The following is a 24,888-nucleotide window of genomic DNA, read 5'->3' as shown; positions in this document are numbered from 1 at the left end:
CTCTCCCGCCATGCGGGAGAGGGGAGAAAGCAGAACACTGCCCCCGCCATCCCGTGCGAAGATACCGCCCGTCGCCCGTCGGGCCGCTTTGCACAACAACAATGACTGCCGCCTCCCCGAAGTTGTCAGATTTGTCCGTGTCCACCACCGTGGCCGGGCTGATCGCCATGCTGACCGGCTACACCAGTTCGCTGGTGCTGATGATTCAAGCGGGGCAAGCCGCGCACCTGACCGACGCGCAGATTTCGTCCTGGATATGGGCGCTGTCGATCGGCATGGGGATCACCACGCTGGGGCTTTCGCTGCTGATGCGCGTGCCGATCGTGATTGCGTGGTCGACGCCTGGCGCGGCGCTGCTGATTGCGTCATTGCCTGGCGTGCCGTACCCGGAGGCAATCGGCGCGTTCCTGCTGGCCGCGCTGCTGATGACCGCGGCCGGCCTGACCGGCTGGTTCGACAAGCTCATGAAGGCGCTGCCGGCCAGTATTGCCTCCGCACTGCTGGCGGGCATCCTGTTCCGCATCAGCGTGGACGTATTCGTGCAGGCTCAGCATCAGACGCTGCTGCTGCTCGTGATGTTCGCCGCCTACCTGGTGGGGCGCCGCTGGTGGCCGCGCTACGCGGTGCCCGGCGTGCTGGTGATTGGCGTGGCACTGGCCGGCGTGCTCGGGCAGTTGCATTTCGAGCAGTTTCACTTTGCTGTGACGACGCCGGTATGGACCACGCCGGCCTTTTCGGTGTCGGCATTCGTCAGCATCGCGGTGCCGCTGTTCATCGTGGCGCTGGCCTCACAGAACATTCCGGGCCTGGCAGTGCTGCGCGCCGACGGTTACCACGTAGCGGCCAGTCCGCTGATCGCCGTCACCGGCGTGGCATCGGCCCTGCTGGCGCCATTCGGATCGCATGGCATCAATCTGGCGGCCATCACCGCCGCCATCTGCACCGGCCCGCAGGCCGATGCAGACCCGCGCCGCCGCTACATGGCCGCCGTGGTCTGCGGCATCGGCTATCTGGCGATGGGCATCATGGCGGCCAGCATTGCCGCGCTGTTTGCGGCATTCCCGAAAGCGCTGGTGGTGGCGGTGGCAGCATTCGCGTTGCTCGGGTCGATTGCCAACGGCCTGACCGTGGCGATGCAGACACCTGCCGAACGCGAGTCGGCCCTGCTGACATTCATGATCACCGCCTCCGGCATGACGCTGGTGGGCGTAGGCTCGGCGTTCTGGGGCGTGGTCGGCGGCATGGTCGCGCTGCTTGTGCTCAAGCCGCGCGAGGCCAGGCCAACCGCCCCACGTTAAAAACGCCTATCGCACCTAGCACCTATAGCAGCAGGAATGCGATGTCGGCCACGCCAATCTGCGTGACCGGCGTGCCCTTGCGGCGCTGGAACAGCACGTGTTCGAGCACGCGGTCGCGGTGCTCGGCAAACACGGCGGGTTCGAAGCGCAAAGCACCCGTGGCGTAGTGTTCGGACAGCAGCTTGTAGACGCGGTGCCGCACCAGCAGCATCTCGTTTTCAGCCTGCAGCCGTGACATATCGGCGCTGTGATCGTCCTCCAGCTGCCGCATGCTGACCACCACGCGCGCATGCATGCCGCGAAAGCGATCAATCTCTGCATGTGCGCGGCGCAACTCATCGCGCAGCGTCCGCACTTCCTGCATCAGTTTCAGATTGTGCTGGACGCCCCGCTGAATACGGGACGCTTCTTCCAGCGCGTGATCGGCTGCGGCAATGGTGTTCTGCCACACGCCCTCTCCGGGTTCCCGTCCGGGGTCGGACTCCCCCTGCAAATCTCCGAGTCTTGTGGTCGGCCAGGCCGTTGCCGCGTCAGGCTCGTGCTTCATGATGCTCCCCTTGTTCCCGTCTGCAACCTCGCCCGCCGCCGGCGTATTTGTCTGGTGCCGGCATGGTCAAGCCAGGTTGGTGATACCGCGACATTTTCGAGACGCCTCTTCTATGCTCCCGGGCGGCCCTTGCGTTGTCAGCGCATACCTGCATTCAATTCCTGTATCTCTTCCGCCACAACCACCGCATGGGAGGGTAATAAATCACCTGCAAGCCGCTTGCCAAAATGAAATTTCGCCGTTGCCCAGCGCGGGATGCAGAGCCAGATGGAGGTCGAATCGCAATGCGGCTCGCATAATATCCGACTCACGTGCCTCAACAGCCGCTTTTCATCCAAGCCTGCCCAAGTCATGAACGGATACCTGCTCCTCGCTCTCGCCATCGTCGCCGAAGTCATCGCCACCAGCAGCCTGAAGGCGGCGGAAAATTTCACGCGACCGGGCCCCAGTGTGCTGGTGGTGACTGGCTATGTTGCGGCGTTCTGGCTGCTGATGCAGGTCATGAAGACCGTGCCGGTGGGTGTGGCCTACGCGATCTGGTGCGGCGCGGGAATCGTGCTGGTGACGCTGATCGCCTCGGTTCTCTACCGGCAGGTGCCGGACCTGGCGGCCTGGATCGGCATTGCGCTGATCATCGCCGGCGTGGCGGTAATCCAGCTTTTCTCGAGGATGTCGCACTGACCTGCCTCATGCCGGCGGCAATCAGGGTTTTGGCGGAAGCGTGCTGATCAGGCGATTGACCCGGGCCAGCGTGTCGCATTCGTCGGCCTTGCGCTGGCGGCGCTGCTCGACAAGATCAAGCAATGCGCGGATCTGGCCGTTCTTGGCCTCGCAGGCGTCCTTGTCCAAGGCCGCGCAAGCCGGATCGATTTCGGTGCGCAAGCTCTCCAGAACGATATCGATCAGCATCGAACAGCCCGATGTATCGGCCAACGCCGGATCGGACGCCGGCTGCCCCGCCATCGCCTGCGCTGCCGCAATGAGGCTAAGCACTGGCAGCCAGCGACGAAATATTCGGGCGAATGGCATGGATAAGCGGCTGATGGGCAATCGTGCCCGCGTGGTGACGTGTAGTGGCGTGAAGCCGACATCATAGCCGCATGTGAAATCAGCCCGACGGAAACGGGCGCCAGACAACGGGCGCCGGACACATAAGACGCGTGACGCGCAACAAGAACAGGCCACACGAGGTGGCCTGAATCGAAAGATGCATGCCGGCCTGCTACCGGGACCTACCGGAATCGATCAGTCCCCGCCCCAACGCCACCGGGGCGGCTCTCCCTTGACCCAGCAAACGGCAAGCAACACCAGGCTCAGCAGCACCACGGCGGTGACAAACACGACCGGTTGGTGATCGAACCTGAACCAGACAACGCCCCCTGCCAACAGCGCGAAATAGACCGCGAATACGACCCAGCCCTGCCAGGACAACGGCAGGCCCCAGCCCCAGCCATAGCGTTTGGCGCGAAACCAGTATTTGGGTTGTTCTGTTGGCATGGTCCGGTTTTTCAGGTCAGGGAAGGCATAGGGCACCAGCGGTGCCGATGGCTTGATTATGGTCCCGCCAACGCGACATCGAATCGGCGCGTAACGTTAGTACCGTGGGCCGCCCTGCCATTGATCCCTGTCACCACCGTGGTCCCGATGCTCGTCACGGTCGTGATCGCCATGCTCCGGGTGACCCTCTCCGCCGTAATAACCGCCGCCCCGGTGTTCGTCACCATAGGGCGCCACGACACAGCCGCCAAGCAGCGCAACGGAAGCGACCAGCAACACAAGAATGGGCTTCATGGGCTCCCTCCTGTTCACCTTTTCGTCTTTCCAACATACCCACTGGACGGCCAGCGCGATGTAGGAAAGACATGCTTCCGTGGCGGGGCGTACTCCTACAGCGGGGCATGCACGTGATTCGCCATGGACTTTGGCGCCGGAGCCGGGAGCACTAGCTCGCCTAGGCGGGTGATAGTCAAGTTAATGCCTTCCGCTTCGCGGCTCTCCTTCCGCCAGCGGCTTCCATCTCCGCACGATATCGTTTTCGATTTATCACATGCTGTCCGAGTGGAATATCAGGATATTTTTTCCAACCTTTCTTCTTGCGCTTGGCCACTCGAACACGAAGTTCAGTCGTGGCCAGAGACTCATCAGACGGCTCAGCCTTCAGCGTGTCGAGAGGCTGGTTCTGTGACCTTCGCACGATACGTGCATAGGACCGTTTCCGCTTGGGGATACAACTGCCCCGCTCTCCATAACTAGACCGATGATCTTTGGCGTAGCTCAGACGCTTCTTTTCTTGTGGCGTCTTGAATTCACTGCCTCGGAGGGTAAGTGGCATGAAGTCTTCGTCTGGCTCGTCTGGTTTCTTTGGATTCATGTAAGCGCTCTGAATCTACTTTCAAAGCGCAAAAATATCAAAAATACAAGCCAGACGCTTTGAGGCAAGGTGGGGTGTGGCACTGGCGAGACGCGATGACCTGGCCTGGCAGCGAGTCCTACTGCTTTGAGGCGATGTTTGTCATTCAGAATCGCCGGAAGACACGCTTGATGCGCATCGGAGGCCAACATGCGGGTAAGACGCTCGAAGGACGCTAGTCGTTACCGTCAGCGGCGAGTTGGTCAATCTCGCGCTTCGCAGCGGCGAATGCCTCATCAATCGCCGCCCCTTCAGTTGGCACAAGGTCGCCAGTATTTTGCCTATGGCCGTGCCCACGGATGACAAAAGACCAGTCCCAATGGCCGTTTGCGTCTCTTCTTGTGTGGACCACGATTTCACGGCCGCCGTGTCGGAATTCCATCGCGAACCCTCCGGGTGTGCGCCTTAGCGACAACGCTCGTCGATCTGCTTCCTGGCCCAATCGGTAGCGTGCTGCCACGCCTCACCCTCGCTGAAGAAGCTGCCCGGGACAAGATGACGATCGAAGATTTTCAGCGGTCTCCCATCTGCCGCTTTCGTGCAGATTGTCACCTCCCCCTGCCATGGCCCGGCCGCATCAGGAGAGACTGCGGACGCTTCATACCAGTGGTCTCTGTAGTACGTGAAGCCTTGGAGATCCATCTTTTTCTCACTGCCCACGAGGATCGCAGCATGACCAAAGAATAGGCCACTCCCGGCAGCGGCGCGGTTCAGCCGAGCGATGCTGACGGTTCGCGACGAACTCAGGCGAACGACGAAACGCCGCGAAGCCTTGTATTTACTTGGATCGGAGAATTTTGGAGAACTGCTGCAGACTTGTTTATGGTCCCGCCGACAGGAATCGAACCTGTATCTAGCGCTTAGGAGGCGCTCGTTCTATCCATTGAACTACGGCGAGCGGACCGTCTGCATGGCACTCGCGCCGCGCCGGGGCGTGCGAATCGGAAGACGGGGCGGAGTATAGCAAACTCGGCGGTTGCCCGGCTGCGGCGTTCTGCCGAAGTGCGTCCGGCGCGACCCGTGCGCATACTCGCCTGGCCCCGTACGCAGCGGCGGTGGCAGGCACGGCCGCTGCGGCTTGTACAGCTTTCCCAATCGATCAGTCCGGACATGGCTGGCTCCCTTTGATAGTGGTGGCGATAAGTGGCTGGACGCGCTGGACGCCTCAGGCTGCATGCAGGCCGTTGCCCGCAGCAGCCGATAACAGGAAAGCGCGCGCCATCCGCAGCACGATGCTGACGGCCAGGCGCGGGTGGTGCAGGCAGCTTTCCACCTGTTCGCTGCGGGCCTGGCCGAGCAGGCACCATGTGCAGAAGTGCTCGCAATTGTTGGTAAGCAGGTGGTAGTGGCTTTCGCCCAGGCGGCTGCGCGCGCGGGCCACGGCTTCCATGCCGATGTAGCGCGCGCAGGGTTCCGCGCGGACTGCTACGGCGTGGCCGTGGGCGAACTGTTCGAGCGAGGTTTCTTCGACCGGGCCGGCGTGGAGCGTATGGCAGAAGCCGGCATAGTGGATCACCCGGCCATTGCCGGCGTAGACACCGTGGTGGACGTAGCCATTGCGCTCCGTCACCAGATGCGCGCCCGGCAGGTACACGTCGTCCGACGGCGTGGCTGGTTGTTGGTCTCGGGTGTTCATGGCTGGTCTCGGTTCGGTGTCTGTGGCGGGCAGCCAGTGCTGCCTGGTTGCCAACAGAACCGCATCAAGCATGCCAGCGGGCCAATCCACAGCCAGACAACCGTTTGCCGCCGATCGGGGGACAAATCCCCGCCGCGCCCGTATTCACCAGGCCAACAGTTTTCACGCGATTGTGTTGGGGGATTGCCGCCATTCCCCCGCAGATGCGCGTCCGATGCGGCAGCGGCAGTACAGATGGCCTTTGACCACCACTCCACCTGCCGGTGTTGGATCATCGCCAACGTAGCAAGCGTCGCAAGAGCCATATCCAGGCCGTCATGGCGTGGAGACCGGCCGTCAACGCCACACCGGTTCCGTGGCACGCCACTTGCTGCAGACAGGTATCGCGCCTACGCGCTACCGCCGCCCAGGAGGCAATCATGGCGACCCTGACCATCCGCGACCTCAACACCCGCCGCGAGCTCGACCTCCGCGCCATGTCTGCCATCCGTGGCGGCGGCGCGCAGTGGGTTTTCGGCTGGATCCAGCCATACACGCCACCCCGTCCGAGCCAGTTGCCGATCGTGAACTTCTACGAGATCAACTACAGCTTCTATGCTGATCAGATGAACAACCAGTTCCAGAACATCGACGTCCGCAACAACGCGCCGAACTCCAACGTCACTGTCGACGCGAACATGGACGCCCGGAACAAGGGGCGGTTGCTCTGAGCCCGGCCGGGCTTTCCCGGCGCGGCCTCGCGGTTACCCCTTTCTGGCCTGCCCTCCTGCATGAAGGAGGCGGCATTTGCGCGGATCGGTAGCGTGATCCGCGCAGGAGCACACCGTGACCTGCGCAATGCAATTCCGCTGGACCTCCGCCGCCTGTACAGATGTCGGACTGGTGCGGGAACGCAATGAAGATGCCTGCCTGGAAGCGCCGGAGCGCGGCCTCTGGGCAGTTGCCGACGGCATGGGCGGCCACGCGGTCGGAGATTTCGCCAGCGGCGCAATCGTGCAGGCGCTGGCAGCGCTGGCGCCGCCAGACAGCCTGGACCAGGCCATCGAGGCCGCGCGCGCGGCAATCCAGAGCGTCAACCAGCTACTGGTTGATGAAGCGCAGCGCATGAAGGTGCGCGTGATCGGCAGCACCGTGGTGACGCTGGTGGCGTGCGAGCGCCGCTGCGGCTGCCTGTGGGCCGGAGACAGCCGGCTTTACCTGTACCGCGACGGCCACCTGAAACAGCTCACGCGCGACCACAGCCATGTGGAACGGCTGCGCGCGCGCGGGCTCATCACTGCCGAGGAAGCGAAGCACCATCCCGCGCACAACACGATCACACGCGCGGTGGGCGCGGCGCCGAAGCTGGACCTGGAACTGCTCACGCTCGACATCGGCGACGGCGACATCTTCCTGCTCTGCAGCGATGGCCTCAGCAACGAAGTCGAGGATGACGATATCGCCACGGTGCTGGCATCGGGCGATTGCGGATCCGCGGCGGACGAGCTGGTGCGCCTTGCACTGGCTCATGGCGGGCACGACAACGTCTCCGTGGTTGTGATCCGTGCCGAGGACATCGGCGGCGGGTCTGACAAGACTCTGCTGAATCCGGAGGTTTGAGCAAGTAGCTACTTGTCGGCTACTTGCATCTACTTGCTCCCCTCCGCCTGCCGATTCCCCCTGAAGTCCTTCGAATGAATCCCGTGCTTCTTGAGCAGCATCTGCACGTGGGAGCGGTTCATGTCGAAGCGGCGGGCGAGTTCGGCCACCGTTCCGCCCACCTCCTGCAGCCCGCGCTCCAGGAACGCGCGCTCGGCCTCGTCGCTGGCTGCGCGCTTTGCCTCGCTCAGTGACGTTGCGGTGCCCAGGTCCGTCACGGAGGCCTTGCCACCGGCTGTGCCCACCGCTGTCAGGCCTGTGGGCTTCGGCCGGATGTCCTGCGGCAGATGCGCGAAGTCCGCCGTATCCCCGGCCAGGCATGACAGCCGATACATCAGGTTGCGCAGTTCGCGGATATTGCCCGGGTACTCGTAGTGCAGCAGGAAGTCGCGCAGCCTTGGCGTCAGCTTGACCGGGCGGCGCTTGAGTTGCCCTGCCGCCTCATCGCAGAAGTAGGAGATCAGCAACGGGATCTCGTCGCGCCGTTCGCGCAATGCGGGCAGCGTGACGTGGATCACGCTGAGCCGATAGAACAGGTCCTCGCGGAACGTGCCCTCCTGGCTCATCCTGCGCAGGTCCTTGTTGGTGGCGGCCACGATCCGTGTATCGACCGCAATCGCCTCGTCCGATCCCACTCGCTGGATTTCATGGGCTTCCAGCACGCGCAGCAGCTTGACCTGCCCGGACAGCGGCAGTTCGCCGATTTCATCGAGGAAGATCGTTCCGGTATGCGCGCTTTCGAATTTGCCACGCCGATCGTTGGCCGCACCCGTGAACGCACCCTTCTTGTGGCCGAACAGTTCCGACTCAAGCAGGCTGTCCGGTATCGCCCCGCAGTTGACCGAGATAAAGGGCTTGTCGGTGCGCGCGCCGTTGGCGTGGATCACCTTGGCCATCAGTTCCTTGCCGGTGCCGCTCTCGCCGTCGATCAGAACCGGAAGGTCCGTTGGCGCGGCCTTTTCGGCGATTTCCAGCGCTTCGAGCAGCTTCGGGTTGTCGCCAAACGTGCCTTCGAAGATAAAGCTCCGTTCGAGCAGTGCCTGCCTGCGTTCCCGGGCCGACATCTCCACTGGCTCCACCACGGCCTCTGGCTCGCCCGCGCCCGAGGCCGCGGCTACAAAGCGCTCCTTGTGCGACAGCCCCATCACCTCGTCGCGCAGCGTGGTGGCCTGCTTGAGCAGCTTTTCGACTTCGGGCCGTTCCAGCCGCGATGCCCAGCGCAGCGTCGAGCGCAGGATCTCGATCTTCTCGATCAGGCCCGCGAACGATACCGCCGACGTGCCCGGCGTGGGTGTGGGGTTGTATAGCTTCATGCCGCGCTCAACTGTTTCTGGACCAACTGGTAGTACATGCCCCGGCGTTCAAGCAGTTCCTCGTGCCGCCCCTGTTCGACGATGCCGCCCTCGTACAGCACCAGGATCTTGTCGGCCTGCATGATTGTGCTGAGCCGGTGCGCAATGATCACGGCCGTGCGGCCGCGCAGGATGTCCTGCATGTTGGCGAGGATGTTGCTCTCGGACTGCGTGTCCAGCGCCGACGTGGCCTCGTCGAACACCAGCAACCGCGGGTCGTGATAGAGCGCCCGCGCGATGCACAGCCGCTGGATCTGCCCGCCAGACAACCCGATCCCGCGCTCGCCCACCACCTGCTCGTAGCCAAGCGGCAGCTTGGTGATAAATGCGTGCGCATCGGCCATCCGGGCCACTTCCTCGATGCGGCGCCGGTCGGGGCTGTCGTCGCCGCAGGCGATGTTCTCGGCAATCGTGCCCGAGAACAGGAGGTTGGTCTGCATCACGTAGCCCACCTGCGCGCGGAAGAACTCGGTGTCGATCACGTTCATGTCGTAGCCATCGACCGTCATCGCGCCTTCGGTCGGCTTGTAGAAGCCCACCAGTAGCTTGGCAAGCGTGGTCTTGCCGGACCCGCTGCGGCCGACGATGGCCACCATCTCGCCCGGCCGCATCTGGAAGCTGATGTTCTCGAGGACATAGGGCGTGTCTTCCCCGCCGTAACGGAAATAGACGCCATCGAACTTGATGTCGCCCTGCAGGTCCGGCAGCAGCACGCGCGACATCACGTCCTGCGGCTTCTGCTCCGGCTCCAGGTCAAGCACGTCTCCAAGCCGCTCCATGGCCACGCCGGCGTCGTTCAGTTGGCCCCACAGCGCCACCAGCCCCATCAGCGGCGCCAGTACGCTGCCCATGAACGCGTTGAAGGCGATCAGTTGGCCGATGGTCAGTTCGCGTTGCAGCACGAGCGTGGCGCCCACCCACAGCACGGCAATTGTCGTGGCCGCATTGAGCAACTGGCTGATCAGGCCCACCAGGATGTGGAACGACTGCGCCTGATACTGCCTGTCGAGGGCCTTGGCGTACTTGCGCTCCCAACGCAGCCGCACGGGCCGTTCGATGCCCATGCCCTTGACCGTCTCGGCCCCGCCGAGCGTCTCCATCAGGTAGGACTTGGCATCGGTCGAAGCCGCGAACACTTCACGCGCATAGCCCTTGACCTTCGGCGTCACCACCACGGTCAGCGCGGCAATCGGAATCACGAAGGCAATCAGCAGCAGCGTCAGCTTGACGTTGTAGAGGAACATGATGGTGAAGTAGATGAACACCATCAGCAGGTTCAACGCCGTGGTCACCGTGGACTCGGTCAGGAACGCGCGGATCGTCTGGTTCTCCTGGAAGCGCGCGAAGATATCGCCGGTCTTGCGCTTGGCAAAGAACGACAGCGGCAGCGAAAGCGTGTGCCTGAAGAAGTGCGACATCATCGCGAAGTCCATGTTGCGCACCATGAAGTTGGCAAGGTACGCGCGGATCGTCGCCATCAGCTGCGTGAACAGGTTCGAGATGATCAGCCCCATGATCAGCAGGTGCAGCAGCCCGATGTTCTGGTGCACCACCACGCCGTCCAGGATGTTCTGGATGATCAGCGGCGGCACCACGCCCAGCACCTGGATAACGAACGTTGCCAGGAACAGATGCGCAAGGATCTTCTTGTACGGCGCGAGGTAGCTGATAAAGCGCAGCCACGGCGATCGCGACACCGCAAGCTGTGTCATCGTCTCGCCCGGCGAGAACAGCAGGCAGGTGCCGCTCCATCCGCGCTCGAATTCCTCGGTGCTCATCTTGCGGAAGCCGATGGCTGGATCGGCCACCCACACGTAGCGCGATGACACGCCATACACCACCACGTAGTGATAGCCCTCCCAGTGGATGATGAATGGCAGCTCGAAGCCCTGCAGCGCATCGCGCGTGCATTGCACGCCGCGCGTGGTAAAGCCAAGCGATTCGCCGGCGCGGGCCAGACTGTCCAGCGTGGCGCCGGCTGTCGTGACGTTGGCGAGTTCGCGCAGCTTGCCGAGCGTCATCGGAATGCCATGATGGCGGCAGATCATCGCCAGACACGCCGCGCCGCAGTCCATCTCCTCGGCCTGCTCCACCAGCGCGAAGCGGCGGATCACGCGCTCGCCCAGTTCAGGCCGCGTATGCAGATCAAGCAGCACGGGCCGCTTGCGCCGTTCCGCCAGTCTCTTCTGCCGATGCAGCTCGCGATCGACAGCGCGAATCCGTTCCTCCAGCACCTCGCGCAGGCGCGCGTTGCGTTCGAGGATCAGCTGCACGGTCCGCTCCGGTATCACCAGCAGGCGCGTATCCGTCTCCGCGATGGCCGAGGCAATCTGCTCCTGCCGCATCACGCAGGCGCGCTCGCCGAAGATCTCGCCCTGTCCGAGCGTGGCCAGCGAAAACGTCTCACCCTCCTCTTCGCGCACAAGGCGCACCGTGCCCTGTCGCACCACGTAAAGGCGCCGGTCGTCACGGCCGTCCTGCGAGAGGATGGTCTTTCCCGCGGTCACGCGCTTCACGCCCACGCTGCGCACCGCCTCTTCCAGTTCGGCCTTGTCGAACTTGCCGCGCAGATCGAACAGCCGCGCGACAAAGCCCCCGGCCGAACTGATTGCCACGTAGCTTGTGATGAACGCCAGCGCGGCAGGGTTGCCACCGACAACGGGCTCCGAAACGCTGCGCGGAATCGTGATCAGTTCCGTCTTGCCCGATGCACGCACCGACGACTCGTGCCGGTACTCGCGCAGCAGCGCAATATCGGCGAACACCTCGCCGGACTTGCGCACGCCCATGCTGATTTCCTTGCCGTGCTCCTCATTGAACACGCGCACGCTGCCGCTGCGTACGATGAAGATGCCATCCGCCGCCTCGCCCGCGTTGCAGACGGTATCGCCAAAGCCGAACGTCAGCGTGCGCACGCTGGCCGCGAGCTGCTCCACTTCCTCGCGCGTCAGTGCCGAGAAGATCTCCACCGTGGCAAGGAAGTCGGCGAGCGACTGCGGCTCGGCGGCCTGCATGGCGGAGGCGGCCTCGCTAGCGGGCTTCGATGACATGTTCCTGCGCCCTCGCCATCAGCCACTCTTCGCGCAGCAGCCGGCGCACCTCTACGGTCACGTCGGCATCCAGGCGCGCGGGATGCTTGTCGCGCACGAGGAATACCTCGAAGAACGACTTGTCCGGCGCCGGGAAAGGTCCAAGCAGGTCACCGGGCTCCGCATTGAATACCTTGGCCTCGATGTCACTCTTGAGCGATCCGCGCAACACCTTGCCGATATCGCCGCCCTGCTCGCGTGTATCGGCGATGGAGTGCTCGCGCGCCATCTCGGCAAAGCTGTCGGGGTCGTCCTGCAGGTAGGAAACAAGCTCGCGGGCCTTGCCTTCGGTGTCGACCACGATATGGCTGACCTCGATGCTGTCGAACCTCGGCGAATTGAGCTGAAAGTAGGCTTCGATGGCGTCGTCGGTACAGACCTGCGCCATCATCCGCTCCTGATAGAGGCTGTCGGTGATGAACGCCTCGAACTCATCGAGCGTGATGTGCAGCGCGTCCAGGTAGTGATTCATGTCGGCCGCACGGTGCAGCCCGTGCACGCGCCTGAACTGGTCCGCGCGCTCCTGCACGTCTTCCTGCGACAACTTGATGCCGTGCCGTCGCGCCGCATGCGCGGTCAGCTTGTCGCGCACGAGTTGCTCCACCAGGCCTTCGAACTGCCCGGTCAGCTTCAGGACTCTCACGAATTCGTCGACGCCGATCACTTCGTCGTCGATGCGTACGATGGCTGTCATCGCCTTCTCCATTTTCTTATCCTGCAACCTGGCGGAACGGGTCGAGCCCCAGGTCGATAAGTCGCCGCTCACGCACCACGATCTCCGCCGTGGCCGTCATGCCATAGCGCAGCGGATACCTGGCGCTGCCCACGCTGTAGTAGTCCTGTGCCAGCCGCACGCGGCCCTCGTAGACCGGCTGCTTGTCCGGACCCGATGGCTTGGTGGCGGGAGATATGTACTCGAGCGTGCCCGCGATCAACCCATAGCGCTGGTACGGGAACGCGTTGAACTTCAGCTTGACCGGCAACCCTTCTCGCAGGAACGCGCGGTCTCGTTCGGCGATCTCGATCTTCAGCATCGGTCGCGCATCCTTTGGCGCAATGCCGCCGAGCGGCGTATTCGCCTGCACCTTGTCGCCGCGCTGCGTCGACGTGACATCGGTAATCACGCCGGAGACCGGGGCCAGGATCAGCAGGAAGTTGTCCTTGTCGATATTCTCGAAGCGGATGCGCGCGGCGGCTTCGGCCACCAGCCTGGCGGTCTGCACCTGCAGGCGCAGCTTGTCCTCTGTGCTGGCGATGTCGCGCATGGCCGCGTCATACTGGATGCGCAGGTTGGCCAGATCCTGCCCGCTGCCCTCCAGCTGCGCGTTGGCCTGGTTGTACTCCTGGGCCAGCCGTGCATCGAGTTCAGCCAGCCGCAGCTGGGCTACGCGCAGGTTGTTCTCTGCTTCCTGTGTGGCAGCGCGCTTCGCATCGACCTGCGACTGCGACACGCCGCCGCCTGCGGGCAGTGCAAACAGCCGGACATAGCGGTCCTGCTCCTGCCGTGCGAAATCGCGGGCACGCTTGGCGTTTTCGAGATTGCTGCGCGCCTCGTCCAGTTGCGCGTGCTGCTGCTCCACCAGCCGCGTCGTGCCCTGTGCCATGCGGTTTTCATGCTGGCGCGTGGCCAGATCGAGTTGCTGCTTGAGTGCCAGCGCCTTGCGCTCCATCAGCGCCTTGCGTTCGGGGAACTGCTTCCACTCGCGCTCCGAATCATCGAGCTTCAGTTGCGCCTGCAGCGCATTGGCCGCCGCCTCGATCGCACCACGCGCATTGAGGCGGGCCACCACGTCGTCCTTCGATACGGGCTGCCCTTCGGCCACATACAGGTCCACCAGTTCGCCATCGACCGGCGCATAGAAGCGCCTCACCTCGGATTCCGGGGCGAGCGTGCCCTGCGCGGCAACGATGACATCGGCATGCCCGAAGAACGACCAGATCACGGCGCACAGGACCAGGGCCGCGGTGGTCACCACGGTCAGCAGTGTCAGCTTGCGTGGCTCGGCGCTCAGGATGGCGATGCCTTCCGCGCCATGGTCTTCCAGCGCCTCGTTCAGCGGGCGTAGCTGCTTGTCGCGATTGTCGTCTTTCATTTCGCGCCCTCCGCCGCCGCACCCCCAGTACTTGCAGTACCTGCAGCACCTGATGTACTTGCAGCACCTGCCGTTCCGTTCTCCGCAACCGCCTTGCTGCCCTCGCCCACCAGTTCGAGCTTGGCCTTGAGCACGGTCGGGTCCAGCACCATGCGCAGGTCATTGAGCGAGCGGCGCTGCAAGTCGATCTCAGCCTGGATGTCGTCGCGGATCTTGCCCCACTGGGCGGTGTCCTCGATCTTCAACTGGTCGTAGATGCGCAGACCCTGGCGCATATCGGCCTGCGCATCGCTCAGCAGCCTCGCCTGCGCCCGGAACTTGGCCGAGATTCCCGCCTCCAGCCGCTGTTCGCCAGCAATCAATCCGTTGTTGCGATACTGGCGCCATGCCGTGGCGCCCTCGTTCAGCACGGTGTTGGCGTGGCGCAGCGCCACGTCACGGATGCCGTTGACATCGGCATCTACAGCCTTGACGTAGTACGCGTCGGCCTGCGGGTCCAGCGACGCATAGAACGCCAGCAGCTGGTCCTCGTAACCGGGGGTGCCGCGCGCGGACTTCACTGCCGCGAACTGTGCGGCCACATGCTGCCTGCGCGCGATGTCCTTGGCCACGTCAGGCGCCCACGGCCCGGTCTTGACCTGCTGCAGCGCGGCGACCGCCGCAGCGCTGTCACCCTGCGCCCAGGCCTTGGCCGCCAGTACGTACTGGCGCTGCACATCCGCCGTGGGCAGACGGCTTTCCGTCAGCTTGCGGTACTGCGCCTGGAAAGGCGGCGTGGTGAAGTTCGCCGATCCCATCCATGCCACCAGCGCACTCACGGCGCGGTCGCGCAGCAATTGCATCAGCGCCGTGTATTGCTTGAGGTCGGCATCCACGCGGTCCAGGCCGGACAGTCGCGGGTACTTGTCCTTGTAGTCGGCCAGCATCGGCTGCAGGGCCTCGGGCTGATCGCGGCCAAGTTCGGTGGCGATTGCTGTGTCGAGCCTGTCGATTGCGGCCAGAAAGACCGAGTCGTCGTTCTGCAGGCGGCGCAGATCGCTCAGTGCACGTGCGTAGATATCGCGGAATGCCGGAACATCGTTCGCGATACGGCCAAGCAGGCGCTGATGCGCAGCCGTGTCCTCGTCCCAGCGCGACACCAGCGCGCGAATCCTGCTCTCGTCCGCATAGATGCGGATCGGGCCATCGACGCCGCCGCGGCCCACCACGTACCGTTCAAGGTTGCCTACCCACGCGAGTTCGTCGATCAGCGCACGGCCATCGGCGTTGTGCGCACTGCGCGTGCGCATCTCGGCCAGCAGCTTGTCGGCGCCATCGAAGTCGCTGGCCTGCAGGCGCGACGACCACTGTGGCACGTAGCCACGCAGAAGCGCATCGACACCGAGCGCCTGGTACTGCGCGTTATCCGGGTGCGATGCAAGAAGCTCGTCTGCCACCTGCGCGGCACGCGCATAGTCCCCACGCTGCAACAGCGCGTGCAGCGACCGGTCCGTTGCGCCATGCCAGTAGAAAATGCCGCCAACCAGCGCCAGCACCACGGCGGCCAGCGCGGCGATACGCCGCGCGTGCACGAACTGACCATGATCGTGAATGCCAAGGCTGCGCGCGGCTTCGGCAACCATCATCGCCATCTTGCCTTGCGGCGTCACCTTCGGTGCTACCTTGCCTGCAGCGTCCTGCGCGCCATCCGGCATCGCTTCCGGGTTGACCTCATCCTCCTGGGCTGCACGATAGTCGACGCAGAAGATGTCGAGGAACGAATCGGCTGCGCCGACAAATGTGGTCTTGTCCGCATCCGTCTCGGCCGGCGCACCCAGGGCGGCGGGCATTGCGGCGGAGTCCTCCGGCGCTGGCGCGTCTGGGGCAACAAACGACGTTTTTGTCGCCGTGGCGTCGGCATCTGCCAGGTGTTCGATCCCCACGCGATAGACGAAGTGACTGCCGCCGAACGCGACGAGATCGTCAGGCTCCAGTCGGATCGACTGGTCGCGCAGACGCACACCGTTGACGAATGTGCCGTTGGTACTGCCAAGATCCTCGATCCATGGCACGCCGTGCTTCAGGTAGATGTGCGCATGGCGGCGCGAAAGGTAGTTGACCTGGTGCGGATAGTCGGCCTTGTAGCGCGCGAACGTGTCATCCGCCTTGCTGACCATGAACGGGAAGCCCGTCACGATGACAGGCTGCAGGCCCAGGTCGTCGCGCACCGGGGCAAGCGTGATGGCCACGCGCGGCGCTTCGGGCTCGGGAGGACGCGGGTAGAGCCGTACACGATACGAAAGCGATGTGCCAAAGCTGACCTCGTCGCCATCGCGCAGCAGCGCCGGCTGCTGTGCCACCGCGTCGCCATTGACGCGCGTGCCGTTCTTGCTGCCAAGGTCTGCCACATAGACCGCGCCGTCTTCGGAGAAGATGCGCGCATGGCGGCGTGACAGCACCGAAACGGCGTCAGCCGGATAGGCTGCAAACGGTGCTTCGCCTCGGCCAATTGCAAACAGGTCCTCGTCGATGCGGATGTCGCCAAGCTCCGGGCACGACACCGGCATCAGCAGCACGTCAAACGCCTGCCCCGCTTTCGGCGCCATATGTGGCACATCCATGATGGAGGCATCGTCGCGCGTCATGTTTCAAAAAACCCAACAGTCGAGAACATAGTAGGCCACGCCATGGGGGAGTCAATGCGCTGCGCCGCAGCGAGCCATCGCGGCTGACAACCGGTTTCAGGCATGCAACGCCTGTGCCCGACTGCGCATGACGGTACCTGATGGTGCCTGACGGTGCCTGATGGTGCCTAACGCGTCGCCCTCACCACACCATTCGTGGCATTGCCATTGGTGGCGGTAGAGTTAAGGCCGACGGAGGACGCGCCATTGCGGACTTCGGCCGATGGCCAGCCACCGCCAAGTGCCTTGTACAGCGTGACGGTATCGGCCAGGATTTGTTGGTGGACGGCCAACAACTCCTGCTGCGCGGTCAGCAGCGAACGCTCGGATTCGAAGACTTCGAGCTGTGACGCGATACCCTCGCGCGCCTGGGCTTCGATCTGCGTGGCCACCACGCGCAACTGGTCAACCTGTTGCTGCAACTCGATGCGCTGCCGCTTGTGGGCGTCGACATTGACCAGCGCGCTCTCGACTTCCTCGAACGCGTTCATCACGGTGCGCCCGTATTCGTTTTCGACGACGCCGATGTTGGCCTCTGAGGTCTTCACCCGCGCACGGACGTTCGGGTCCAGGAACGGCAGGTTGATGCTCGGCATAAAGCCAAACGTGAACGACTTGAGCAGGTCTGACAACGCAAAGCTGGCGGTGCCGCCACGCGCGGTCAGGCTGATGCTCGGCAACTGGGCAAGACGGGCCTGCCCCACAAGGTCATACGCCGACAGCACGCGATACTCGGCGGCGACAATGTCCGGCCGCCGCGCCAGCAACTGCGATGGCAACCCGGCCGGCACCACCGGAAGCTTCACACGATCCTGCAGCCTGCCCGCCGGCACCTTGAAATCGCCGGCAGGCACGCCGACCAGCGTGGCCAGTGCATTTTCGGACACGTTACGCGAACGGCGCAGCTCGATCAGGTCCTTCGTCAGGCGATTGATTTCGGCCTGCTGCTGCATCACACGGATTTGCGGAATCAGTCCGTTGGCCAGCATCGCCTTGTACGTGGTCAGGATGTCCTTGTTACGGGACAGTGTCAGGCTCTGCTGCGAAACCTGCTCGTCGAGCTGGAGAATCGTGAAGTACGTAATCGATACATCGGATACCAGCGACAGGTACCCGGCGCGCCAGTCGGCCTCGGTCGCATGGAACTCCGCGCTCTGCGCCTGTACGCCTTTCTCCACCTTGCCCCAGACGTCGATGTCCCAGCTTACCGTCGCGCCGAGGTTATACGTGCGCGATACCGGCTGGCCCGTGGTCTTCTCGACGTCCACGCCCGCGCCAACGTCGAACACTGGCAGTGCTCCCGCGCGCGCCTCTGCAATCTGCGCGTTCGCCACGCGAATGCGGGCGGCCAGTACCTTGATGTCGTAGTTGCCGGCCAGCGCCTTGGCCACAAGCTGGTCAAGATAGGGATCGCCAAAGCCCTTCCACCATTCCGGCACGATGGTCTCGCTCGGCGAGACGCTCACGGCTTCATTGCTGGTCCACGCGGCCTTGGCCGGGGTTTCTGGGCGCTTGTAGTCGGGTGCCCGGAATTCCGCGCAGCCGGCGAGCAATGCCGCGCAAAGCGTGAACCCAAACAGCATGGGCGCGCGGCGCGAGGCAATCGACGTGATCGACTTGATCGACGTGATGGCAGGGGCAGGGACAGAGTGCGACACGATGGAATCCTGCGAGGAACGCCATTGGACATCTGCAGCCCGTCCTGGCGCTCGATCTGTATTGTGCTGCGGAGCACGACAGTCGCCAACCTTGATATGGGGGTCGGCGCAAAAAAATCGCCGGGGCGGAGGTGTCCCCGGCGAAAAGCTCCCCGTTTGAGGGCCGGTCAGCTGGTCAGCCCTCAGCCGTCATCACGCGTTGTTGGTGGCGCGTTGTGTCGTGTCGACGTCGTTCTTCATATGGTCCTGGAAGGCCGACCCGTTGCCGAAGTAGCTGGCCACATCCTGCATTTGCTGGTTCGACTGGGTGATCTTGGTGATGTTGTCGAACGACAGCTTGACGGGGCTGTAGACACTGGTGATCGGGAACACCGCGATACCGCCGGTTACGGCGTGCATCTTCGTGGCGTCGAGGGTTTCGGCAGAGGACAGGTCCTTGATGGTCAGCGTGGTCATTTCGGTTCTCCTAGAGAGGAAGGTTTGCTGCGGGTGGTTGAGCATCGGATTGGTGTCGCGCTCGATCCAGATATCGCAGCAACCGTGCCAGCTGCTGTCAGACGACGGCGAATTCGCCTGAAACCGTTGTGTGGAAAGGCTTTGCGGGATGTGTGGCGCGATGGTGCGCAAGGCTGTGGGCTGCGGCGGGTGATGGGCCGCCGGCAACAGTTGGGCCGCAAATGTTGGGAGCGGCACGACATCCTGCGTTGATGGAAAGGCCGGCCACCGGCCCTTTCCCGCACAGCAGCGCCGGTCAAAAAAAAAGGCGCACATCGCTGTGCGCCGTACCGGACACGGGCGGACCGCCCCGCCCTTTGTGCTCCGGCTAGCTTTGGCCCCTCGTTTTCCTATTTGACGTAGATCGTGATCTTCTTCGAGTACACGGGCGGGTTGGTCGGCATGTGCCGGTCGTCACCCATCAGCAACTGCAGCGTGTGCTTGCCTGGCGGCAGGTCGATCGTCGTCTCGGTCTCGCCCGCGCCGAAGTGCAGGTGATTGCGATCGTTCGGGATCGCCTTGTCCAGCGGTGGCAGGTCCGTGTCCACCAGCAGGTGATGGTGCCCCGTGTTCGGGAACTTGACGTCCTTCGGCGCCACACCCATGTTGCGCAACCCAAACCAGACCTTGATGGGCTTGCCGGCTGGCAGTACCTGGTTGTTGTTGGGATACCCGATATACAGATAGGCGTTCTTTGGTGCCGGCGTGGGTCCGCTTGCGGCCGTCGAAGCCGCAGCCGGTGCTGCGGCTGGCGCCATGGCTGCCGGCGCCGATGCATCGGCCGCGCGCGCCACGCTCGTAATGGTGACGGCGCCTGCCATCAGCAATGTCATCACAACCGGAACTGACTTTGACTTTGTCATGGCTCCCCCCGCTCAATGCCTGTTCAGCGCACGGTGATCGTGATCTTCTTCGAATAGATCGGCGGATCGAACGGCACATGCTTGCTGTCGCCCAGCAGCAATTGCAATGTGTGCTTGCCCGGCGGCAACTCCACGCGCGCATCGGTCTCCCCGGCGCCGAAGTGCACGTGGTTCCGATCGTTCGGGATTTCCTTGTCCAGCGGCGGCAGGTCGGTGTCGATCAGCAGGTGATGGTGGCCGCAGTTCGGACGGTCCACGCCCTTGGGGCAGACGCCCATGCCCTTCAGGCCCATGCGCACCCACAGCTTGCCGCCATCGATCACGGCCCCGTCACCGGGCCAGATGATGTATTCCTCGGCACTCTTCGGTGCAGGTGTCAGCGGAGTCGCCTGCGTGGTCCATGCCGCTGCAAAAACGGCCAGCAGCCCGCAGAGCAGGTGTCGTCTGGACATACGCGGCTCCTCCCGGAGAATAGTCCGCAGCACACGGTACCCCGCGCGGGAGCGGATTCTTGATCGATGTTGTTGAAGCGCTCGGCGATGTGTCCCTAGCGTAGGTCGGAAGCCCCCAAAAAGCGAACTTTCGCAGCACATTCGCTGTGCTATCTTGAAACGGCCGGCATCACGTCACGGCAACTCCACACCGCAAGCTGCGTTGATCCAGATGCGGATTCAAAGGGGCAAAAAATGTGGCGGAAAGTTCTTGTCGCGTCGATGGTCACGCTTGGCGTGCTGCATGTGAGCCATGGCTGGGTTGGCACGGATATTGGCACCGCGCTGCGCTGGATGGCTGCACCAGCGGCCGCGGGCATTCTCCCAAAGAACAGCGATGAACAGTACGAGCTTTCATTCTGGGATTCGATCAAGAACAGCAACTATCCGAGCGACTACGAAGCCTATCTGAAGCAGTACCCGAATGGCCGCTTCGCAGCGCTGGCGAAGGCACGTATCGAACGGCTGCGCGCGTCGGCATCGGCACCGGCACCAGCCGCAAAGCCTGAAGCCAAGACCGAGTCGAAGCCCGCGCCGGCACCGGCGCCTGCGCAGCCTCAGCCGCGCCCGAAGGCGGCCGGTGTGGCGGCGCAGGGCACGGTGACCTACGCGACGGAAGGTGGCGCCGCCAAACCAGGCGAAGCCAAGGCCGGCGAAATACGCGACTGCCCGACGTGCCCGGTGCTGATCAGCCTGAACTCCGGCAGCTTCACGATGGGCAGTGGCACCAGCGACCCGACGGAGCGGCCGCCCCACCATGTGACCATCCCGCACCCGTTCGCAATCGGCAAGTACGAGGTAACGGTCGAGCAATGGAATGCCTGCGCCGACGCCAATGCCTGCCCGCGCATCCCCACCGATCCTCCCGAAGCCCGCCGCGCACCGGCGCGTGACATCAGCTGGGACGACGCACAGCAGTACATCGCATGGTTATCCAAGGTCACCGGCAAGGCCTATCGGCTGCCTACCGAAGCGGAATGGGAGTATGCGGCACGCGGCGGCACCAGTACGGCTTACTGGTGGGGCGATCAGATGCGCAAGGGAAATGCCAACTGCAAGGACTGCGGAGACCCATGGAGCGATGCGGCCCCGGCAAACGTCGGCACGTTCGCGGCCAACCCGTACGGCCTGTACGACATGAACGGCAGCGTATGGGAATGGGTGGCCGACTGCTGGCATGCGTCATACAAGAATGCACCCGTCGACGGCCGCGCCTGGGATGAACCCGGTTGCATAGCCCGGGTGATTCGCGGCGGGTCGTGGCTGGAAGGCGCGAGCTACATGGTGTCGTCCACGCGCTTCAAGTACAGCTCCAGCGTGCGTCAGTCGCAGAACGGGTTCCGCGTGGCGCGAGACGCGAAGTAGTTGCAATGCGCGAAGCTGCTACTTCGCGCGCGTGGAGATCTGCACGAGATCCGCGCTGACCTGGTCCTTGCCGTACTTGCTGGCCATCTGCGCCAGCGGCGCCTCGATTGCGCGGAGGTAATCCTGGCGCGACTCGAACTCCTGCCTGCGCGACGCAAGCAACGGCGCGGGTGTGGTCAGCAGCACGACAAGCTCCGTACCGAACGGCTTCGAAATAACCCAGTCGCCGCCGTCACCGATGGTCGCGCTGTAGTTGGGCGGCGCCTGGTTGCCCTGTACCAGCGCGCTGGGTACCAGATGCGCAACCTTGCCATCGACGACGAAGTAATCGACATAGACATAGGTGTCGTGCGGCGGCGTATTGATATCGAGCACCAGCGGCGTGCCCTCTACAAGCTGGCCGTTGCCGCGCGTGCGCAGAACGGCGCCGCCTGCCTTGTGGCCAGACCAGTAAGGCGCGACGATGCGCACCACGTCGCACTTGTCGTCGGTCAGCGGCAACACATCGAACTTCAATGACTCGACGCCGGGAATCGCGCGAAGCTGCTCACGCAGCCTGGGCACACCCTTCTCCGAAGCGTAGCCCTCGACCTGCAGCTTGCTGCCGTCGATGCCGGCAGTGAGCAACGAGCAGGCCGTGCGTGCAAGCACCGGGGCAACCGCTGCCATGGTCAGTGTTGGCGGGGCGGCCGGCGATGGCGAAGGCGGTGTTGCAGGTGGCGCTGAAGGTGACGGTGCGGGCTTCGCGGCCGGCGTCTCTTCCTTGGTCGTCTCTTCCTTGGTCACCTGGGAGGCCACCACTTCCTTCTTCTGCATCGGCTGCGGCGTGGTGGCAACCCGCCACGCGTAGAAGCCAACCCCTGTCAGGATGGCCACGCCAGCCACGGCGCCGCCAATGATGATCGGCAACCTGTTGTCATCCTGATGCGGCTCGGCGCCGAGCCCGGCCAGGAAGCGCGTGACGGTGGGCGTGCGCGTGGCGCGGTCGAACGACAAACCCTGCCGCAGTGCCTTCCACTGGCTGCGCGACAGCGACGTCGGCTGCACGGGTTTCAGGTTCCTGCCACGCGCCTCGGTGGCCGAAAGCCGGTTGTACGGATGCTTTCCGGTCAGCAGCTCATATGTGACGCAGGCCAGCGCGTAGATATCGTCACGCGGATCGGGATCGCGATGCTCGAACATCTCCGGGCTTGCGTAGGCCGGCGTCATGCCACCGAGTGATCCGGGGTCGAACACGGTCTGGTCCGCATCGTCGGCTGGCTGCTGGAAGCCGCGCGCAATACCGAAGTCGATTACCTTGACCTCGCCGCGATCGGTCAGGAAGACATTGGCGGGCTTGAAATCGCAATGCACGAATCCGCGTTCATGCGCATAGGCCAGTGCGCGCCCCATGCCAGTGATGATCGGCAGCGCCTTGGCGTAGGGCAATCCTTCGAAATCCGGCGCGCGCAGCACGCGGTTCAGCGATTTGCCGGACAAGTATTCCATGGTCAGGTAGACCGTCGAACCGTCGCGGTCGAAGTCGTACACGGTGACGATATTCCGGTGCGCAAGCTGCTGCGCCTTGCGCGCTTCGCGCTGTAGCGCCATCAGCGACTTGGGGTGCGCCGCGAACTGCATGTTCAGCACCTTGATCGCGATATACGGCTTGCGGTCCGACGCCTCCAGCTTGCGCAGGTCCAGCGCCTTGTACACGGTGCCCATGCCGCCCACGCCAAGGCATTCCTCGAGCACGAAGCGGCCGTTCAGCGTATCGCCCACGCCCTTGGTCGGCCCCGCCGGCACAAAGCCGCTCACGAAGCTGCTGCCGCTCTGGCTGCCGGAACTGCTACCCGTGCTGCTGCCGGTATTGGTGCCGGTGCTGGTGCCGAGATTGGTGCCCGTATTGCCAGCGCCCGCACCCGCGGAATATGGCGGCGGTGTGACACGATCCGATGGCTCGGGCTCGACCCGTGTGGATTCGATGCGTGTCTCTTCGACCCGCGTCTCGTCGTTCCGTGTTCCCTCGATCCGTGTTCCCTCGATCCGTGTGCCCTCGCCGCCCGATTGCTCGTCAACGGCTCCGCCAATCGATGTGGCGAGCGGATCGAACTGTGTGGCCGCACGCGAATCGATGCGGCGCATCACTTCGGCATAGACAGCGGCAGGCAGTGGAAAGCGAGTGTGTTCCTCACTGAGCACGCGTGCGAATTGCGTGGAGTCGGTCGGGTCTTCCTTGAGCGCCAGATCAACCGACGCAAGAAACTCGTCACGCGTCAGGCTACCGCGCTGGAAACCCTGGATGAGTTCAGTCAGGCTGGGCATGCGATGCAATCCCGGCGAGTGGTGGCGGCGACGGGCCGCAGTCGCTGCGTCACGGCACATCACCCACGATGGATACTAGTGCGCACTCTGGCCATCTGCAATGCCGAAAGACAGCCGCTGCCTTGCGCCAGCGGCGTTGTGCAACTCCCAACAGCGCACAGCCTGCCTGTTGGTCCGGCCCCGCCACTTCACGTGTGCCGGGCCGCGTCCGCGACTCGGGCATCCCGCTTCGTTCCCCCCGCAAAGCCGCGCCCCACAACGATTTCGCACGTTTCGACGATGGCGGTCCCCGGGCTGGCACGGTTGCTGCGATATCTGGACCGAGCGCGACACCAACCCGATGCTCACCACTGAAAGTGAACTTCCTTGCTTCCTCTCTAGGAGACTGAAATGACCACGCTGACCATCAAGGACCTGACCTCCGCCGAAACCCTTTCGTCCAGCCGCCTGCAGGCGGTACGCGGCGGCATCGCCGTGTTCCCCATCACCACCGTGTACAGCCCGTTCAAGCTGTCGTCCAACTCGTTCACGAGCATCGCCCAGTCGAACCAGCAACTGCAGAGCGTGGCCAGCTACTTCGGCAATGGCTCGGCCTTCCAGGACCACATGAGCAACGACGTACACACGACGCAGACGGCCACCAACAACGTCTACGGCGTGCACCCCTGATCTGAACCTTACCCATTCGAACCCCAATCCTGACCCTGATCATCTGGAGACTGCCATGAGCACCCTTTCCATCCTCGACCTGTCCAGCAACGAAGTCATCGACGCCACCCGCATGAAAGCCGTACGCGGCGGCATGGGGCTGGTGATGCCCTGGACCAGCGTGTATTCGCCCGTCAGCGTGTCGTACGACTCGCACACGAAGATCGACCAGTCGAACCAGCAGCTGCAGAACGTAGCCAGCTACTTCGGCAACGGTTCGGCCTTCCAGGACCACATGAAGAACGACGTACATACGACGCAGACGGCCACCAACAACG

Annotated in this window: 25 protein-coding genes and 1 tRNA gene; 7 read left to right on the top strand and 19 right to left on the bottom strand. The window is 63.7% G+C overall.

Annotated features, from left to right (window positions below):
• Nucleotides 1-101 precede the first annotated feature (101 nt).
• The gene (locus B552_RS0101850; RefSeq protein ID WP_026035213.1) at nucleotides 102-1,298 is read left to right on the top strand and encodes a benzoate/H(+) symporter BenE family transporter; all 1,197 of its coding nucleotides are present in this window, start codon (nucleotides 102-104) and stop codon (nucleotides 1,296-1,298) included.
• A 22-nt stretch (nucleotides 1,299-1,320) separates the two neighbouring features.
• Here B552_RS0101850 and B552_RS0101845 read toward each other — a convergent pair whose 3' ends face one another.
• Nucleotides 1,321-1,845, bottom strand: a complete 525-nt coding sequence (locus tag B552_RS0101845) for a hypothetical protein (protein WP_026035212.1) — start codon at nucleotides 1,843-1,845, stop codon at nucleotides 1,321-1,323.
• 137 nt (nucleotides 1,846-1,982) lie between these two features.
• Nucleotides 1,983-2,198, bottom strand: coding sequence for a hypothetical protein (locus B552_RS28695; RefSeq protein WP_157160154.1), 216 nt, complete (start codon nucleotides 2,196-2,198; stop codon nucleotides 1,983-1,985).
• On the opposite strand from B552_RS28695, the gene B552_RS0101840 reads away from it, so the two are divergent.
• Nucleotides 2,197-2,526, top strand: a complete 330-nt coding sequence (locus B552_RS0101840) for a multidrug efflux SMR transporter (RefSeq protein WP_026035211.1) — start codon at nucleotides 2,197-2,199, stop codon at nucleotides 2,524-2,526. The genes B552_RS28695 and B552_RS0101840 overlap by 2 nt on opposite strands.
• A gap of 21 nt (nucleotides 2,527-2,547) precedes the next feature.
• Here B552_RS0101840 and B552_RS0101835 read toward each other — a convergent pair whose 3' ends face one another.
• The 7 genes from B552_RS0101835 to B552_RS0101800 all read right to left on the bottom strand — a co-directional run bounded on the left by B552_RS0101835 (nucleotide 2,548) and on the right by B552_RS0101800 (nucleotide 5,891).
• A complete protein-coding gene (locus B552_RS0101835) occupies nucleotides 2,548-2,874 on the bottom strand; it encodes a hypothetical protein (protein ID WP_035879288.1) in 327 nt (108 codons plus the stop codon).
• 216 nt (nucleotides 2,875-3,090) lie between these two features.
• Nucleotides 3,091-3,342, bottom strand: a complete 252-nt coding sequence (locus B552_RS0101830; protein WP_019447288.1) for a hypothetical protein — start codon at nucleotides 3,340-3,342, stop codon at nucleotides 3,091-3,093.
• A gap of 96 nt (nucleotides 3,343-3,438) precedes the next feature.
• Nucleotides 3,439-3,636 carry a hypothetical protein gene (locus B552_RS28690; RefSeq protein WP_157160153.1) on the bottom strand — a complete coding sequence of 66 codons (198 nt, stop codon included), beginning with the start codon at nucleotides 3,634-3,636 and terminating at the stop codon, nucleotides 3,439-3,441.
• A gap of 175 nt (nucleotides 3,637-3,811) precedes the next feature.
• A complete protein-coding gene (locus B552_RS28685; protein ID WP_157160152.1) occupies nucleotides 3,812-4,216 on the bottom strand; it encodes a hypothetical protein in 405 nt (134 codons plus the stop codon).
• A gap of 214 nt (nucleotides 4,217-4,430) precedes the next feature.
• The gene (locus B552_RS0101815) at nucleotides 4,431-4,637 is read right to left on the bottom strand and encodes a hypothetical protein (protein WP_019447285.1); all 207 of its coding nucleotides are present in this window, start codon (nucleotides 4,635-4,637) and stop codon (nucleotides 4,431-4,433) included.
• Nucleotides 4,638-5,078: 441 nt separating this feature from the next.
• Nucleotides 5,079-5,153: transfer RNA gene (locus B552_RS0101805), tRNA-Arg, on the bottom strand.
• A 267-nt stretch (nucleotides 5,154-5,420) separates the two neighbouring features.
• Nucleotides 5,421-5,891: a lecithin retinol acyltransferase family protein gene (locus B552_RS0101800; protein WP_019447283.1), complete on the bottom strand. Its 471-nt coding sequence runs from the start codon at nucleotides 5,889-5,891 to the stop codon at nucleotides 5,421-5,423.
• A 419-nt stretch (nucleotides 5,892-6,310) separates the two neighbouring features.
• Here B552_RS0101800 and B552_RS0101795 point away from each other — a divergent pair, with 419 nt between their 5' ends.
• Both B552_RS0101795 and B552_RS0101790 read left to right on the top strand, forming a co-directional pair.
• Nucleotides 6,311-6,601, top strand: coding sequence for a hypothetical protein (locus B552_RS0101795; RefSeq protein ID WP_019447282.1), 291 nt, complete (start codon nucleotides 6,311-6,313; stop codon nucleotides 6,599-6,601).
• A 115-nt stretch (nucleotides 6,602-6,716) separates the two neighbouring features.
• Nucleotides 6,717-7,490, top strand: a complete 774-nt coding sequence (locus B552_RS0101790; protein WP_026035209.1) for a protein phosphatase 2C domain-containing protein — start codon at nucleotides 6,717-6,719, stop codon at nucleotides 7,488-7,490.
• A 29-nt stretch (nucleotides 7,491-7,519) separates the two neighbouring features.
• On the opposite strand, the gene B552_RS0101785 is transcribed toward B552_RS0101790, so the two are convergent.
• The 9 genes from B552_RS0101785 to B552_RS0101740 all read right to left on the bottom strand — a co-directional run bounded on the left by B552_RS0101785 (nucleotide 7,520) and on the right by B552_RS0101740 (nucleotide 20,194).
• The gene (locus B552_RS0101785; RefSeq protein WP_019447280.1) at nucleotides 7,520-8,842 is read right to left on the bottom strand and encodes a sigma-54 dependent transcriptional regulator; all 1,323 of its coding nucleotides are present in this window, start codon (nucleotides 8,840-8,842) and stop codon (nucleotides 7,520-7,522) included.
• The gene (locus tag B552_RS0101780; protein ID WP_019447279.1) at nucleotides 8,839-11,931 is read right to left on the bottom strand and encodes a peptidase domain-containing ABC transporter; all 3,093 of its coding nucleotides are present in this window, start codon (nucleotides 11,929-11,931) and stop codon (nucleotides 8,839-8,841) included. Before B552_RS0101780 ends, B552_RS0101785 begins: the two co-directional genes overlap by 4 nt.
• The gene (locus B552_RS0101775) at nucleotides 11,912-12,664 is read right to left on the bottom strand and encodes a peptidylprolyl isomerase (RefSeq protein WP_026035207.1); all 753 of its coding nucleotides are present in this window, start codon (nucleotides 12,662-12,664) and stop codon (nucleotides 11,912-11,914) included. Before B552_RS0101775 ends, B552_RS0101780 begins: the two co-directional genes overlap by 20 nt.
• A 16-nt stretch (nucleotides 12,665-12,680) precedes the next feature.
• On the bottom strand, nucleotides 12,681-14,063 hold the full coding sequence (locus B552_RS0101770) for an HlyD family efflux transporter periplasmic adaptor subunit (protein ID WP_019447277.1): 1,383 nt from the start codon (nucleotides 14,061-14,063) through the stop codon (nucleotides 12,681-12,683).
• The gene (locus B552_RS0101765; protein WP_019447276.1) at nucleotides 14,060-16,687 is read right to left on the bottom strand and encodes an FHA domain-containing protein; all 2,628 of its coding nucleotides are present in this window, start codon (nucleotides 16,685-16,687) and stop codon (nucleotides 14,060-14,062) included. Before B552_RS0101765 ends, B552_RS0101770 begins: the two co-directional genes overlap by 4 nt.
• A 167-nt stretch (nucleotides 16,688-16,854) precedes the next feature.
• Complete coding sequence (locus tag B552_RS27015) at nucleotides 16,855-18,309, bottom strand: efflux transporter outer membrane subunit (RefSeq protein WP_083860204.1); 1,455 nt, start codon at nucleotides 18,307-18,309, stop codon at nucleotides 16,855-16,857.
• 267 nt (nucleotides 18,310-18,576) lie between these two features.
• On the bottom strand, nucleotides 18,577-18,840 hold the full coding sequence (locus B552_RS0101755) for a hypothetical protein (RefSeq protein WP_019447274.1): 264 nt from the start codon (nucleotides 18,838-18,840) through the stop codon (nucleotides 18,577-18,579).
• Nucleotides 18,841-19,229: 389 nt separating this feature from the next.
• Complete coding sequence (locus B552_RS0101745) at nucleotides 19,230-19,637, bottom strand: DUF4399 domain-containing protein (RefSeq protein WP_035879290.1); 408 nt, start codon at nucleotides 19,635-19,637, stop codon at nucleotides 19,230-19,232.
• Nucleotides 19,638-19,765: 128 nt separating this feature from the next.
• Entirely contained in the window at nucleotides 19,766-20,194 is a 429-nt protein-coding gene (locus tag B552_RS0101740) for a DUF4399 domain-containing protein (protein ID WP_019447272.1), read from the bottom strand.
• Nucleotides 20,195-20,428: 234 nt separating this feature from the next.
• Between B552_RS0101740 and B552_RS0101735 the strand changes: the two genes are divergently transcribed.
• Nucleotides 20,429-21,598, top strand: a complete 1,170-nt coding sequence (locus B552_RS0101735; RefSeq protein WP_026035205.1) for a formylglycine-generating enzyme family protein — start codon at nucleotides 20,429-20,431, stop codon at nucleotides 21,596-21,598.
• An 18-nt stretch (nucleotides 21,599-21,616) separates the two neighbouring features.
• On the opposite strand, the gene B552_RS0101730 is transcribed toward B552_RS0101735, so the two are convergent.
• A complete protein-coding gene (locus tag B552_RS0101730) occupies nucleotides 21,617-23,902 on the bottom strand; it encodes a serine/threonine protein kinase (RefSeq protein WP_019447270.1) in 2,286 nt (761 codons plus the stop codon).
• 390 nt (nucleotides 23,903-24,292) lie between these two features.
• On the opposite strand from B552_RS0101730, the gene B552_RS0101725 reads away from it, so the two are divergent.
• Together B552_RS0101725 and B552_RS0101720 are read left to right on the top strand one after the other, a co-directional pair.
• Nucleotides 24,293-24,571 (top strand): hypothetical protein, encoded by a 279-nt coding sequence (locus B552_RS0101725; RefSeq protein ID WP_019447269.1) that lies wholly within the window; start codon nucleotides 24,293-24,295, stop codon nucleotides 24,569-24,571.
• 55 nt (nucleotides 24,572-24,626) lie between these two features.
• The coding region (locus B552_RS0101720) for a hypothetical protein (protein WP_019447268.1) at nucleotides 24,627-24,888 on the top strand (262 nt) is incomplete at its 3' end.

Source organism: Cupriavidus sp. BIS7 (genome assembly GCF_000292345.1).
In the GTDB taxonomy this organism is placed as follows: Bacteria; Pseudomonadota; Gammaproteobacteria; order Burkholderiales; family Burkholderiaceae; genus Cupriavidus.
The sequence above is the reverse complement of the archived record's forward strand: the minus strand, read 5'-3'. Positions and strand labels throughout refer to the sequence as shown.

Bases quoted from the DNA above. Each gene is read 5' to 3' on its own strand.
- B552_RS0101850 (WP_026035213.1), top strand. From the start codon at position 102: ATGACTGCCGCCTCCCCGAAGTTGTCAGATTTGTCCGTGTCCACCACC.
- B552_RS0101845 (WP_026035212.1), bottom strand. From the start codon at position 1,845: ATGAAGCACGAGCCTGACGCGGCAACGGCCTGGCCGACCACAAGACTC.
- B552_RS0101840 (WP_026035211.1), top strand. From the start codon at position 2,197: ATGAACGGATACCTGCTCCTCGCTCTCGCCATCGTCGCCGAAGTCATC.
- B552_RS28695 (WP_157160154.1), bottom strand. From the start codon at position 2,198: ATGACTTGGGCAGGCTTGGATGAAAAGCGGCTGTTGAGGCACGTGAGT.
- B552_RS0101835 (WP_035879288.1), bottom strand. From the start codon at position 2,874: ATGCCATTCGCCCGAATATTTCGTCGCTGGCTGCCAGTGCTTAGCCTC.
- B552_RS0101830 (WP_019447288.1), bottom strand. From the start codon at position 3,342: ATGCCAACAGAACAACCCAAATACTGGTTTCGCGCCAAACGCTATGGC.
- B552_RS28690 (WP_157160153.1), bottom strand. From the start codon at position 3,636: ATGAAGCCCATTCTTGTGTTGCTGGTCGCTTCCGTTGCGCTGCTTGGC.
- B552_RS28685 (WP_157160152.1), bottom strand. From the start codon at position 4,216: ATGAATCCAAAGAAACCAGACGAGCCAGACGAAGACTTCATGCCACTT.
- B552_RS0101815 (WP_019447285.1), bottom strand. From the start codon at position 4,637: ATGGAATTCCGACACGGCGGCCGTGAAATCGTGGTCCACACAAGAAGA.
- B552_RS0101800 (WP_019447283.1), bottom strand. From the start codon at position 5,891: ATGAACACCCGAGACCAACAACCAGCCACGCCGTCGGACGACGTGTAC.
- B552_RS0101795 (WP_019447282.1), top strand. From the start codon at position 6,311: ATGGCGACCCTGACCATCCGCGACCTCAACACCCGCCGCGAGCTCGAC.
- B552_RS0101785 (WP_019447280.1), bottom strand. From the start codon at position 8,842: ATGAAGCTATACAACCCCACACCCACGCCGGGCACGTCGGCGGTATCG.
- B552_RS0101780 (WP_019447279.1), bottom strand. From the start codon at position 11,931: ATGTCATCGAAGCCCGCTAGCGAGGCCGCCTCCGCCATGCAGGCCGCC.
- B552_RS0101775 (WP_026035207.1), bottom strand. From the start codon at position 12,664: ATGACAGCCATCGTACGCATCGACGACGAAGTGATCGGCGTCGACGAA.
- B552_RS0101770 (WP_019447277.1), bottom strand. From the start codon at position 14,063: ATGAAAGACGACAATCGCGACAAGCAGCTACGCCCGCTGAACGAGGCG.
- B552_RS0101765 (WP_019447276.1), bottom strand. From the start codon at position 16,687: ATGACGCGCGACGATGCCTCCATCATGGATGTGCCACATATGGCGCCG.
- B552_RS27015 (WP_083860204.1), bottom strand. From the start codon at position 18,309: ATGCTGTTTGGGTTCACGCTTTGCGCGGCATTGCTCGCCGGCTGCGCG.
- B552_RS0101755 (WP_019447274.1), bottom strand. From the start codon at position 18,840: ATGACCACGCTGACCATCAAGGACCTGTCCTCTGCCGAAACCCTCGAC.
- B552_RS0101745 (WP_035879290.1), bottom strand. From the start codon at position 19,637: ATGGCGCCAGCCGCAGCACCGGCTGCGGCTTCGACGGCCGCAAGCGGA.
- B552_RS0101740 (WP_019447272.1), bottom strand. From the start codon at position 20,194: ATGTCCAGACGACACCTGCTCTGCGGGCTGCTGGCCGTTTTTGCAGCG.
- B552_RS0101735 (WP_026035205.1), top strand. From the start codon at position 20,429: ATGTGGCGGAAAGTTCTTGTCGCGTCGATGGTCACGCTTGGCGTGCTG.
- B552_RS0101730 (WP_019447270.1), bottom strand. From the start codon at position 23,902: ATGCCCAGCCTGACTGAACTCATCCAGGGTTTCCAGCGCGGTAGCCTG.
- B552_RS0101725 (WP_019447269.1), top strand. From the start codon at position 24,293: ATGACCACGCTGACCATCAAGGACCTGACCTCCGCCGAAACCCTTTCG.